The 12,077-nt window shown below is 70.5% G+C and carries 15 protein-coding genes; 10 read left to right on the top strand and 5 right to left on the bottom strand.

Annotated elements, in window-relative coordinates:
- Positions 1-32: 32 nt before the first annotated feature.
- Positions 33-338 carry a 30S ribosomal protein S14 gene (gene rpsN, locus GT042_RS16740; protein WP_161309518.1) on the bottom strand — a complete coding sequence of 102 codons (306 nt, stop codon included), beginning with the start codon at positions 336-338 and terminating at the stop codon, positions 33-35.
- Positions 338-574, bottom strand: a complete 237-nt coding sequence (rpmB, locus tag GT042_RS16735) for a 50S ribosomal protein L28 (RefSeq protein ID WP_161309517.1) — start codon at positions 572-574, stop codon at positions 338-340. The genes rpsN and rpmB overlap by 1 nt, the downstream gene beginning before the upstream one ends.
- Positions 575-626: 52 nt before the next feature.
- On the opposite strand from rpmB, the gene rpmG reads away from it, so the two are divergent.
- The 5 genes from rpmG (at position 627) to GT042_RS16710 (ending at position 3,177) form a co-directional block, all read left to right on the top strand.
- Complete coding sequence (gene rpmG, locus GT042_RS16730) at positions 627-791, top strand: 50S ribosomal protein L33 (protein ID WP_161309516.1); 165 nt, start codon at positions 627-629, stop codon at positions 789-791.
- Positions 792-870: 79 nt separating this feature from the next.
- Positions 871-1,128, top strand: a complete 258-nt coding sequence (locus tag GT042_RS16725) for a type B 50S ribosomal protein L31 (RefSeq protein WP_161309515.1) — start codon at positions 871-873, stop codon at positions 1,126-1,128.
- Positions 1,128-2,318, top strand: a complete 1,191-nt coding sequence (locus GT042_RS16720; protein WP_161309514.1) for a GTP-binding protein — start codon at positions 1,128-1,130, stop codon at positions 2,316-2,318. The genes GT042_RS16725 and GT042_RS16720 overlap by 1 nt, the downstream gene beginning before the upstream one ends.
- A gap of 1 nt (position 2,319) precedes the next feature.
- Positions 2,320-2,598 carry a 30S ribosomal protein S18 gene (gene rpsR, locus GT042_RS16715; protein WP_161309513.1) on the top strand — a complete coding sequence of 93 codons (279 nt, stop codon included), beginning with the start codon at positions 2,320-2,322 and terminating at the stop codon, positions 2,596-2,598.
- Between the two features lie 336 nt (positions 2,599-2,934).
- On the top strand, positions 2,935-3,177 hold the full coding sequence (locus GT042_RS16710; RefSeq protein ID WP_161309512.1) for a DUF397 domain-containing protein: 243 nt from the start codon (positions 2,935-2,937) through the stop codon (positions 3,175-3,177).
- Positions 3,178-3,261: 84 nt separating this feature from the next.
- Here the strand turns inward: GT042_RS16710 and GT042_RS16705 are convergent, their stop codons facing one another.
- Positions 3,262-3,756, bottom strand: coding sequence for an ATP-binding protein (locus GT042_RS16705; protein WP_161309511.1), 495 nt, complete (start codon positions 3,754-3,756; stop codon positions 3,262-3,264).
- Positions 3,757-4,092: 336 nt separating this feature from the next.
- Here GT042_RS16705 and GT042_RS16700 point away from each other — a divergent pair, with 336 nt between their 5' ends.
- The 5 genes from GT042_RS16700 to GT042_RS16680 all read left to right on the top strand — a co-directional run bounded on the left by GT042_RS16700 (position 4,093) and on the right by GT042_RS16680 (position 9,187).
- Positions 4,093-4,962, top strand: a complete 870-nt coding sequence (locus tag GT042_RS16700) for a helix-turn-helix transcriptional regulator (RefSeq protein WP_345943794.1) — start codon at positions 4,093-4,095, stop codon at positions 4,960-4,962.
- A 71-nt stretch (positions 4,963-5,033) separates the two neighbouring features.
- Positions 5,034-6,491: an aldehyde dehydrogenase family protein gene (locus GT042_RS16695; RefSeq protein ID WP_161309509.1), complete on the top strand. Its 1,458-nt coding sequence runs from the start codon at positions 5,034-5,036 to the stop codon at positions 6,489-6,491.
- A 142-nt stretch (positions 6,492-6,633) separates the two neighbouring features.
- Entirely contained in the window at positions 6,634-7,275 is a 642-nt protein-coding gene (locus tag GT042_RS16690) for a PadR family transcriptional regulator (RefSeq protein WP_161309508.1), read from the top strand.
- Positions 7,276-7,364: 89 nt separating this feature from the next.
- A complete protein-coding gene (locus GT042_RS16685; protein ID WP_202532924.1) occupies positions 7,365-8,342 on the top strand; it encodes an ATP-binding cassette domain-containing protein in 978 nt (325 codons plus the stop codon).
- Positions 8,339-9,187, top strand: a complete 849-nt coding sequence (locus tag GT042_RS16680; RefSeq protein ID WP_161309506.1) for an ABC transporter permease — start codon at positions 8,339-8,341, stop codon at positions 9,185-9,187. Before GT042_RS16685 ends, GT042_RS16680 begins: the two co-directional genes overlap by 4 nt.
- Before the next feature lie 66 nt (positions 9,188-9,253).
- Here the strand turns inward: GT042_RS16680 and GT042_RS16675 are convergent, their stop codons facing one another.
- Positions 9,254-10,690 (bottom strand): glutamate decarboxylase, encoded by a 1,437-nt coding sequence (locus GT042_RS16675; protein WP_161309505.1) that lies wholly within the window; start codon positions 10,688-10,690, stop codon positions 9,254-9,256.
- A 154-nt stretch (positions 10,691-10,844) separates the two neighbouring features.
- A complete protein-coding gene (locus tag GT042_RS16670) occupies positions 10,845-12,071 on the bottom strand; it encodes an ion channel protein (protein ID WP_161309519.1) in 1,227 nt (408 codons plus the stop codon).
- Positions 12,072-12,077: the final 6 nt, after the last annotated feature.

Here is a 12,077-nt window from a genome sequence, read left to right as displayed (position 1 = left end):
CCCCCACCGTCACTCCCGCCCCCACCTCCCGCCTACCAGGACGACTTGCGCACCCCCGGCAGGAATCCGGCATGCGCCTGCGCCCGCAGCCGCACCCGGGAGAGGCCGAACTTCCTGAGGTGGCCGCGCGGCCGCCCGTCCACGCTGTCCCGGTTCCGTACCCGCGTCGCACTCGCGTCCCGGGGCTGGCGCCGCAACTCCTCGCGCGCCGCGAGCCGTTCGGCCTCCGGGGTGCCCGGCCGCCGCAGGATCTCCTTGAGCTCGGCGCGCCGTACCGCGTACCGCTCGACGATCACCTTGCGCCGCTCGTTGCGCACGATCTTGCTCTTCTTCGCCATCAGACCTTCCCCCCACGGGCGCGGATCCGGGCCACGGCGGCCTCGACACCGATCGAGTCGACGGTCTTGATGCCCTTCGCGCTGAGTGTGAGGCGTACGTACCGGCCCTCACCCGCGAGCCAGTAGCGCTTGCGCTGGATGTTCGGGTCGAACCGGCGGGAGGTGCGCCGGTGCGAATGGGAGATCTGGTTGCCGAATCCGGGCTTGGCACCGGTCAGTTGGCAGTGGGCGGACAACGTCGCACACCCCTCTCTTTGGTAATGGAAACCATTTCCATATACTAACCCCATGGCCCGCAACGAACTACGCCCGATCGTCAAGCTCAGGTCCACGGCGGGGACCGGCTTCACGTACGTGACCCGCAAGAACCGCCGCAACAACCCCGACCGCATGACCCTGCGCAAGTACGACCCGGTCGTGCGCCGGCACGTCGACTTCCGCGAAGAACGCTGATCCGCGCCCCGAATCGACTCGCACGCCCGAACCGACCCCGCACCCCGGAATCGACCCGCACCCCGACGAAAGGACCCCCATGAAGCCCGGAATCCACCCCGACTACCGGCCCGTCGTCTTCCGCGACAAGGCCGCCGACTTCGCCTTCCTGACCCGGTCGACCCTCACCAGCACCAGGACCGTCGAGTGGGAGGACGGCCACACCTACCCCGTCGTGGACGTCGAGACGTCCTCGGCGAGCCACCCCTTCTACACGGGGACCGCCCGCGTGCTGGACACGGCGGGACGCGTCGAGCGCTTCGAACGCCGCTACGGCCGTAAGCCCGAGGCCCGTTGATGGGCGCCGCGAACAGCGCGGGGGCGGAGGGCCCCCGTACGGGCGGCCCCGGCCGCCGTCTTCCCGTCGCCCTCGTCGGAGGCCTGCACTCCGACGCCCGCAAGGAAGCCGTCCAGCGGCTTCTCGCCTCGGTCCCCGGCAGCGTCGCGCTCCACCACGACCTCACCACCGCCGAGCGCGGCACGGTCCTGAGGACCGTCCGTGACGCCACCTCCTCGCTCTCCCGGGGCGAGACCCCGCTGGTCAACAACTGCGCCTGCTGCGCCCTGCGCGAGGATCTCGTCCCCGAACTGCTCCGGCTCGCCGACGACGGCCTCACCCGGCTCGCGGTCGTCGAGCTCTGGGACTCCGTCGAGCCGCGCGCCATGGCCGAGGTCGTGGCGGCGCACGGCGAACGCCTCGTGGTCAGCGCCGTACTGACCGCCGTGGACCCCGCCCTGCTCCTGCCCTATCTCGGCAACGGCGACGACCTCTCCGACGCCGGCCTCGCCGCCGCGCGCTCGGACCGGCGGACCGTCGCCGACACCTGGGCCAGGCAGCTGGAGTACGCGTCGGTGCTCGCCGTCGCCGACAACCCGCTCGCGGACGAGGAGGACCGCGCGCTGCTGGCCCAGCTCCACCCCACCGCCCGGCAGGTGCGGATCGCCGACGGCGCCGGGCTGGCCGCCGCCGCGCTGGCGGGCTTCGACGTCGAGTCGGCCGCCGCCCGGCAGCACCCCGCCTGCGCCCTGCTGCCACAGGACGCGGACGACTGCGGTGTCGGTACGTACGTGTGGCACCGCGACCGCCCCTTCCACCCCGAGCGGCTCTACCGGGCCCTGGAAGATCTGTGCTGCGCCGCCGCCCGCAGCCGGGGCCGCTTCTGGCTCGCCGACCGGCCCGACACCCTGCTGGCCTGGGACGCGGCGGGCGGCGCCCTGTGCGTGGAGAGCTTCGGCCCCTGGCTGGCCTCGTTGCCGGAGGCCGACTGGGACACCGTGCCCCCGCTGCGGCGGGCCGCCGCGGCGACGGACTGGCACGCCGAGCACGGGGACCGCTGCCAGCACCTGGTCTTCACCTCGCCCGGCCTCGACCGCGACGGGATCGAGCTGCTCCTCGACTCCTGCCTGCTCACCGACGCCGAGTACCGCGCGGGCCGCGAGTCCTGGAAGCGACTGCCGCCCGCCTTCGACGCCCTCCTGGAGGTCTGACATGTCCACCCGAGGCCCCGCGTCCTCCGTGCGCGGCGCCGGCTCCGGCCGCCGCGCGGACCGCAAGCCGTCCGCCCGCCCCAACCCGCTGGACCACGCGGGCATCACGTACATCGACTACAAGGACACCGACCTGCTGCGGAAGTTCATCTCGGACCGGGGCAAGATCCGTAGCCGCCGGGTGACACGCGTCACCGCCCAGCAGCAGCGCCTGCTGGCGCGGGCGATAAAGAACGCCCGCGAGATGGGCCTGCTGCCGTACCGCTCGGCACCGCGCTGACCGGCGCGCCCGGGTGACTGACGCCGCTCGGGCCGTCACGCGCCGCGCGTTCCGACCGGCCAGAGGCTTCCCCCACGGCCCGGGGGAAGCCTCTTCCGTGTTACCTGTGTGACCCGTGCGACCCATGGGGCCGGTGAGAGGCCCTCGATCTTTACCTGGACACTGGAGCCAGAAAGCCGTTCTGTGCGTCTGTTCCAGGAGAGCGCACGTGCACGTGTGAAGGAGTAACCGAAGGACCACCCCGCGTGCACGTGCATCTGCTCATGCATGCGCACATGAACACAGCTATGATCCGGGAAAGTTGACACTTGCACCTTGCAACTCGGGGAGCGACCTGTGCACCACGTGTACAACGGCATTGCGGCCACAGAGCTGCACGGCGTCGTCTGGCAGAAAAGTAGGCACAGCAACTCCCAGGGATCCTGCGTGGAGTTCGCCAAGCTGCCTGGTGGGGAGGTGGCGGTACGGAACTCACGCCACCCGGACGGCCCCGCGCTGGTGTACACGCCGGCCGAGATCGAGGCGATGCTGCTCGGTATCAAGGACGGCGAGTTCGACCACCTGATCGCGGAGGGCTGAGAGCGCCGAAACGGGCGAAATCGCCCGGAGAGTATGGCCGGAACGCATGCGTTCCGGCCACCCTCGTGTCCGTCGGTCGGTGGGTCAGTCGGTCCGGAGCTGGAAGAGCGCCCAGACCACCTTTCCGTGCAGCGAACCCGCCAGCGGGTGCCAACCCCAGGTGTCGCTGAAGGAGTCGACCAGGAACAGTCCCCGGCCGGACTCCGCCGCACAGTCCTCGTCCGTCTCCCGTGCCACCGGGCTCGAGTGACTGGGATCCCGGACCGCGCACACCAGACGCGACTTCCACCGCATCAGGTGCAGGCGTACGGGGGAGTCCTGCGGCTCCCGAGGGGTGTCCGCGGGCAGGGCGTGCCGCAGCGCGTTGGTGACGAGTTCGGACACGACAAGCGCGACGTCGTCGAAGCGGTCGTCAAGTTCCCACTGGTCCAACGTGGTCCGGGTGAACTGCCTGGCCCCGCGCACCGCCTCGTAGCGGGCGGGCAGGGCGCACGACGCCGAGCTCGCCACCCCTGCGGGATCGATGGGGGGAAGCCCCTGCCTTAAAGGCTCGAGCATGGTCGATCCATTCGTCCCCATGCGAGGCACTCCCGGGATTCGCGGCCGTAGCGATACTGCGCGGTGGTCCAGCGTCACAACACGTCAATCACGAACGAGCACACAGGTGCGCGAGGACCATGGTTCCGAATGCGTACGGCAGATGCAAGGGCAGATGCACGTGCACGTGCCGGACCTGTCCCTTCACGTGACGGTTCTTTCACATTTCTCCCACCGACTACTTTTGGGCACTCCGTAAAGGCTTCTTCTTTCCGTAATCGAATGAGTACGCGCTGAAGCGTTTTGATGGCAGAATCCGGGGCTTGGGGCTCGGGGGTGCCCTGCGGTGAACCACTTGTGATGGGGAGGGTTGGAGACGTGACCGCAGCCGAATCGGGCGGTTCCGTAGTGCGGCGCATTCTGCTGGGCTCACAGTTGAGGCGCCTGCGCGAGACGCGCGGCATCACACGTGAGGCCGCCGGCTACTCGATCCGCGCATCCGAGTCCAAGATCAGCCGTATGGAGTTGGGACGGGTGAGCTTCAAGGCCAGAGACATCGAGGACCTGCTGACCCTCTACGGGGTCGCGGACGAGCGGGAGCGCGGAGCTCTCCTCGGCCTGGCCCGGGAGGCGAACGTCGCGGGCTGGTGGCACAGTTACAGCGACGTGCTGCCCGGCTGGTTCCCCACCTACATCGGTCTGGAGGGCGCCGCCTCACTCATCCGTATCTATGAAGTGCAGTTCGTGCACGGTCTGTTGCAGACCGAGGCGTACGCCCACGCCGTGGTCACACGCGGGATGCGCGACCCCGAGAAGCAGTGTGCCGAGATCGAACGGCGCGTCGCGCTGCGGCTGGAGCGCCAGAAGGTCCTCGTCTCCGAACGGGCGCCCCGCTTCCACGCCGTGCTGGACGAGGCCGCGCTGCGCCGCCCGTACGGCGACCGCTCCGTGATGCAGGGCCAGTTGAGACACCTCATCGAGATCTCCGAACAGCCGAACGTCACGCTCCAGGTGATGCCGTTCAGCTTCGGCGGCCACGCGGGCGAGACCGGCGCCTTCACGATGCTGAGCTTCCCCGAGTCGGACCTCTCCGACGTCGTCTACCTCGAACAGCTCACCAGTGCCTTGTATTTGGACAAGCGCGAGGAGATCGCCCACTACGAACGGGTGATGGAGCGGCTCCACCAGGACAGTCCCGGTCCCGGTGAGAGCCGCGATCTGCTTCGTGGACTCCTCGAACTCTGCTGATACAGAAGTATGATGACGTGACATCAGTGACATCGGTTACGCGGTAGTCCTGCGACGAGGGGTCGAGTCTCATGTCCTTCTTCACCAGCCTCGCCCACCAGTACATCGACGGTGAGTGGAAGCCCGGGAGCGGCTCCTGGGACATCATCGACTTCAACCCGTACAACGGGGAGAAGCTGGCCGCGATCACGGTGGCCTCGGTGGCGGAGGTCGACCAGGCCTACCGTGCGGCGGAGCGCGCGCAGGTGCCGTGGGGCGAGAGCAACCCGTACGCGCGCAGGCTGGTGTTCGAGCGCGCCCTGCGGGTGGTCGAGGACCGTGAGGACGAGATCGCCGAGACGATCGTCGCGGAGCTGGGCGGCACCCGGCTCAAGGCCGCCTTCGAACTGCACCTCGCCAAGGAGTTCCTGCGCGAGGCGATCCAGCTGTCGCTGCGCCCCGAGGGCCGAATACTCCCCTCGCCGGTCGACGGCAAGGAGAACCGCGTCTACCGGCTGCCGGTCGGGGTCGTCGGGGTCATCAGCCCGTTCAACTTCCCGTTCCTGCTCTCGCTCAAGTCGGTCGCGCCGGCGCTGGCGCTCGGCAACGCCGTCGTCCTCAAGCCCCACCAGAACACCCCGATCTGCGGCGGATCCCTGGTGGCGAAGGTCTTCGAGGACGCGGGTCTGCCGCCCGGCGTGCTGAACGTCGTGATCACCGACATCGCCGAGATCGGCGACGCGCTGCTGGAGCACCCCGTCCCCGCGGTCATCTCCTTCACCGGCTCGGACAAGGTGGGACAGCACGTCGCCACCGTCTGCGCCCGGAACTTCAAGCGCGCCGTCCTCGAACTGGGCGGCAACAGCGCGCTCATCGTCCTGGACGACGCCGACATCGACTACGCGGTGGACGCGGCGGTGTTCAGCCGGTTCGTGCACCAGGGCCAGGTCTGCATGGCGGCCAACCGCATCCTGCTGGACCGGTCGGTGGAGAAGGAGTTCACCGACAAGTTCGTCGCCAAGGTGAGGACGCTGAAGGTCGGCGACCCGGCGGACCCGGCGACCCACATCGGCCCGCTCATCAACTCCTCGCAGGCCGACGCCGTGACGGCGGTGGTCGACCAGACCGTCGCGGCGGGCGCGACGGCGCTGCTGCGCGGCTCGACCGTCGGCAATCTCGTCTCCCCGACCGTCCTGACCGGCCTGGCGGCCGACTCGCCCGTCCTGGGGCAGGAGATCTTCGGCCCGGTCGCGATCCTCGTCCCGTTCGACGGGGAGGACGAGGCGGTACGGATCGCCAACGACACCCCGTACGGCCTGAGCGGGGCCGTCCACACCGGGGACGTCGAGCGCGGGGTGCGGATCGCGCGCCGGATCCGTACCGGCATGATCCACATCAACGACGGTACGGTCCATGACGAGCCGATCGTGCCCTTCGGCGGCGAGAAGCACTCGGGGTCGGGGCGGCTGAACGGCGAGTCGATGATCGAGGCGTTCACCACCCAGAAGTGGATCTCGGTGCAGTACGGCCGCTCGCAATTCCCGTTCTGATCCTCCTGACTCCTGAATGCCTGACTCCTGAGTGCCCGACTGCCTGACTGCTGCCGGACGGCGAGGTCGGGTGTGCCGGCCCCGCGCGGCGGGTTGCGGGGCTGGGGCGGAGTGTGCCTCACCAGGGCAATAGCCTGGAGGCATGTCAGCGATCCGTTTGCTCGTGCTCGGCGCGGTGCGCCAGCACGGGCGGGCCCACGGCTACCAGGTGCGCAACGACCTGGAGTACTGGGGCGCGCACGAGTGGTCCAACGCCAAGCCCGGCTCGATCTACCACGCCCTCAAGCAGATGGCGAAGCAGGGCGTGCTGCTGGCCCACGAGGTGGCGCCGAGCACGGCGGGCGGGCCGCCGCGGACCGAGTACGAGATCACCGAGGCGGGGCAGGAGGAGTTCTTCAGGCTGCTCCGTGAGTCGCTGACGGCGTACGACCGGGGCGAGGACGTGCTCTCCGCCGCTCTTGGCTTCCTCCTCGATCTGCCGAGGGACGAGGTGGTCGGGCTGCTGCGGAAGCGGGTGGCCGCGATCGAGGCCTGGCGGGCGGCGGTGACGAAGGACTACGTCCCCGAGGAAGGCCCCGAGCAGCTCGGGCACATCGGCGAGATCATGAACCTCTGGGTGCACACGGCGGACACCGGCGCGGAGTGGACGCGCGGGCTGATCGCACGCATCGAGGGCGGGGCGTACACCTTCGCGGGGGAGGGCGAGCCGTTCATCGGGGTGCTCGGCGAGGGCGAGGAGAACCCGTACGCGACGGGTGTCACGCACGAGGGCGACCACGGCTAATCAAGTTTGACCAACGCTCCGGCAGGGGATACGTTTCCCGTCGTCGTCAAATTTGACTACTTGAGGTGGGGGAGACGCTGGTGGCTGACCTGACCGATGTGATCGTCATGGAGGGCGTACGGAAGCGGTACGGCGGCAAGCGGGCGCTGGACGGCCTCGACCTGACGGTCGCGCGCGGCACGGTGCACGGCGTACTGGGGCCCAACGGCGCGGGCAAGACCACGGCCGTACGGGTCCTGACCACCCTGCTGCGGCACGAGGAGGGGGTGGCGCGGGTGGCGGGCTTCGACGTACGGACACAAGGGACCGAGGTGCGGCGGCGGATCGGGCTGCTCGGCCAGCACGCCGCCGTGGACGAGGAGTTGAGCGGCCGTCAGAACCTGGAGATGTTCGGGCGGCTCCACCGGCTGGGCGCCCGGCGGGCGGGCGCCAGGGCCGGCGAACTGCTCGGCCGCTTCGGCCTCGGGGACACCGGGCGCAAGGCGGTCAAGCAGTACAGCGGCGGCATGCGGCGGCGGCTCGACCTCGCGGCCTCGCTGATCACCGACCCGGAGGTGCTCTTCCTGGACGAGCCGACCACCGGACTCGACCCGCGCGGCAGGGCCGAGGTGTGGAGCGCGGTGCGCTCGCTGGTGGGCGGCGGGACGACCGTCCTCCTCACCACCCAGTACCTGGAGGAGGCCGACCAACTGGCCGACCACATCTCGGTGGTGGACAGCGGGCGGGTCGTCGCGCACGGCACGGCGGACGCGCTCAAGGCGGCGACCGGCGGCGACCGGATCGACGTCGTCCTGCGGGACGCCGACCGACTCGGCGAGGGGGCAAGGCTGTTGGCGGGCGCCGCGGACACGTACGCCGTCGGCACGGACGTGGACCGGCGCCTGCTGAGTGCGCCTGTCACGGACCGGATGGCCGTACTGACCGAGGTGGTACGGGTGTTGGGCGCGGCGGGCATCGAGGCGGAGGACATCGCGCTGCGGCGGCCGACGCTGGACGAGGTCTTCCTCCACCTCACCGGCGGGGACCGGCCGGGCCACCACGACCAGCAGCAGGAGGCTCTCGCATGACCACTCTGAACGCGCCCCCGACCGTCCCCGTCCCCGCCCCCGCTCCCTCCCCCACCGCCGGCAACCGGCTCGGCCTGGCACTCACCGACTCGTGGACCATGACCCGGCGCGAACTCGCCCACTGGGCCAGGCAGCCCGTCCAGGTCGTCGTGGGACTGGCCTTCCCGGTGATGCTGCTCCTGATGTTCGGCTTCCTGACCGGCGGCGGCCGGGGCCTGGCGGGGGACTACGTCGACTACCTCGTGCCCGGCATGCTCGCCCTGACGATGGCCTTCGGCCTCGAATCGACGATGCTCGCCGTCACCCAGGACCTCAACAAGGGCGTCATCGACCGCTTCCGCTCCCTGCCGATGTCGGTGTCGGCGGTCCTGGTGGGACGCAGCGCTGCTGACATGATCCAGTCCGCGGCCGGCCTGGCGGTCATGATCGGCGTCGGCTGGACGATCGGCTGGCGCTGGCACGACGGTCCGGCCGCCTTCCTGGCCGCCGTCGGCCTGCTGCTCCTGTTCCGCTTCGCGATGCTCTGGGTCGGGATCCATCTGGCGATGGTGGCGGGCCGCCCGGAGATGGTGCAGGCGGTCCAGATCCTCGTCTGGCCGGTCGGCTTCCTCTCCAACGCCTTCGCGACGCCGCAGTCCATGCCGGGCTGGCTGGGCGCGGTGGTGGAGTGGAACCCCCTCTCGGCCACGGCCACAGCGGTACGCACCCTCTTCGGCAACCCCGCCGCACCGGGCCATTCCTGGCCGGCCGAACACGCCGACCTCTTGGCGGTGGCGTGGCCGGTGGTCCTGTTCCTGGTGTTCTTCCCCTTGGCGGTACGGAGGTTCGGCCGCCTGAGCCGCTAGCCGCTAGCCGGTGTCCACGGCCGCCGTACGGGTCCGGGGACGTCGCCGGGCCCGTACGGCCGTGCCTCAGTGGTGGAACGACGTCGCCGCCGTCTTGTCGCGGGCCGACGGGTGGTCCTGGGCGCGTAGTTCGGGGAGCAGCTTTTGCAGGTCGTCGATCAGGAGTTCGGCGAGGTCCGCCGAGAAGCCGTTGCGGCAGACGACGCGCAGGACGTCGAGATCCTCGCGGTTGGCGGGGAAGGTGTACGCGGGCACCAGCCAGCCGCGCTCGCGCAGGCGGCGCGACACGTCGAAGACGTCGAAGTTCGTCACGCCGGGGGCCGTCGTGAAGGCGAAGACCGGCAGCTCGTCCCCCCGGGTGAGCAGGCGGAACTCCGCCATCGCCCCGATCCGCGCGGACAGGTGCGTGGCGATGTCCCGCGCCGTCTGCTGGACGGCCCGGTAGCCGTCCCACCCCAGGCGCAGGAAGGTGTAGTACTGCGCGACGACCTGTGCGCCCGGCCGGGAGAAGTTCAGCGCGAAGGTGGGCATCTCGCCGCCCAGGTAGTTGACCCGGAACACCAGCTCCTCGGGCAGCTCGGCGGGTGAGCGCCACAGCGCCCAGCCCACCCCCGGGTAGACGAGGCCGTACTTGTGCCCCGAGGTGTTGATGGACGAGACGCGCGGCAGCCGGAAGTCCCAGACGAGGTCCTCGTCGAGGAAGGGCGCGACCATGGCGCCCGAGGCGCCGTCGACGTGGACGGGGATGTCGAAGCCGGTACGTTCCTGGAGGGCGTCCAGGGCGGCGCACAGCTCGGCGACCGGTTCGTAGCTGCCGTCGAAGGTCGAGCCGAGGACGGCGACCACGCCGATGGTGTTCTCGTCGCAGAGGTCGGCGGCGGCCTGCGGGTCGAGGTGGAAGCGGTCGCCCTCCATCGGCACCTGCCGCATCTCCACCTCCCAGAAGTTGCAGAACTTCTCCCAGCAGACCTGGACGTTGATCCCCATCACCAGGTTCGGCCGGGCCGTCGCCGGGTAGCGCGCGGCGTTACGGGTGGCCCAGCGGCGCTTGAGCGCCAGCCCCGCGAGCATGCAGGCCTCGCTCGACCCGGTGGTGGAACACCCGACGGCCGTCACCGGGTCGGGCGCGTTCCAGAGGTCGGCGAGCATCGCCACACAGCGCCGCTCCAGCTCGGCGGTACGGGGGTACTCGTCCTTGTCGATCATGTTCTTGTCCCGGCACTCACCCATCAGGATCCCCGCCTGCGGCTCCATCCAGGTGGTGACGAAGGTGGCGAGGTTCAGCCGGGAGTTGCCGTCGAGGAGCAGCTCGTCATGGACCAGCTGGTACGCCGTCGAGGGCGGCATCGGACCGTCGGCGAGCCGGTGCAGCGGCGGCGCGGACGTCATGTCGCCGACCGGATCCGCCGCCCCGTAGAAGGGGTTGAGCGACAGCCTGCGCATCTCGGCGGAGTGCTCGTCCGACCCGTCGTGCGACGGAGGGGCTCCTCGGTGGAGTGACACGGCGTGGTCTCCTCGGCGTGGGAAGGCCCCCCTCGGGGAGGATACGGAGGATCGGCGCCGGGCGCCCGGCGGTACGTACGAACGGGGAAGCCGTCCCGCGAACAGGGAGCCGTCCCGTACGGAGAGGTCGTCCGTACGGTCCCCCACGAGGGCCTCACCTCAGCGCCGTCCCGTCCTCCCGCACCTGCATCTGCGGACGGCCGGTGACGAGCAGCCAGGCCGGGAGCAGCGCCACGCACAGCAGCGGGAGCAGGTTCGGGTCGGCGGCCAGTACCGCCGCCGTGAACAGGCTGAGCCACCCCTGCCGGGTGACCGCGAGCAGCATCCCCAGCACCGCGCAGACCACCCCGACGGTGGTGTCCACGCCCGGCACCAGGGCGTGGGCGCAGAGCCCGAGGGACACCCCCGCGAAGAGCGCGGGGAAGATCCGGCCGCCCCGGAAGCCGCACGCGGCGGCGACGAGCACCGCCGCCAGTTTCACGACCGCCATCAGCGCGAACCGCCCGGCCGACCAGCCGTCGGGATCGGCGGCCAGGGTCTTCACCTCGTCCAGCCCCTTGAAGAGCGTCAGACGGCCGCCCAGGGCCCCCAGAAGGCCCAGCAGCAGCCCACCCACCGTCAGGGCCAGGACGGGACGCCGGAGTCGCTGGAAGGCCGTGTGGGCGTACGGGAAGGCGTAGACCATCACCAGGCCGAGCCCCGCCGCGACCGGTGTGATCACCAGCGCGGCCAGCGCGTCGCTCCAGTGGGTGCCGGAGTGGTCCGGCAGGTCGAGGTCGAACGTCGGGTGGTCGATCAGTACGGTCATCAGCCCGCCAGCCCCCGCCGCGATCAGCGGACCGAACAGCTTGTCCCACAGCGAGCCGGGACCGGGGCGCGACGCGAGCGTCTCGGAGAGGACGAGCGCGGCGGCCACCGGCGTACCGAACAGCGCGCCGATCGTGCCGGCCGCTCCCAGCGAGATCCACAGCAGCGCGGGCGCCTTCGGCGCCACCTTGCGGCCGAGCCAGTACGTCAGCGCGATGTTCGCCGCCGTGACGGGGTTCTCCGGGCCGAGGCTCACCCCGCCCGCCAGCGCCAGCACGGTCACGACCAGCAGCCCGGGTACCACCCCGGCCGGCATCGGCTTGTCGACGAGCCCGGTGGTGGCCGGGTCGGGGCCCGCGTGCCCGTACACCTGCCGTACGACGATCCCCACCGCCAGCCCGGTCGCGGTGAGCATCACGATCATCCAGAGCGAGGAGTACCGGCCGACCCCGAGCGCGTCGGGGAGGCTCTTCCACAGGACGTCCGTGAGCCGGTCCGCGAGCCCGCTGACCCCCAGCAGGACGAGGCTGGCGAGCACGCCGGTCACCAGCGAGGGGACGACCAGGGGCAGCAGCGTGCG

Source organism: Streptomyces sp. SID3212 (genome assembly GCF_009865405.1).
Taxonomy (GTDB): domain Bacteria; phylum Actinomycetota; class Actinomycetes; order Streptomycetales; family Streptomycetaceae; genus Streptomyces.
Note: the sequence above shows the minus strand (reverse complement) of the source record. Positions and strands in the feature narration are given on the sequence as shown.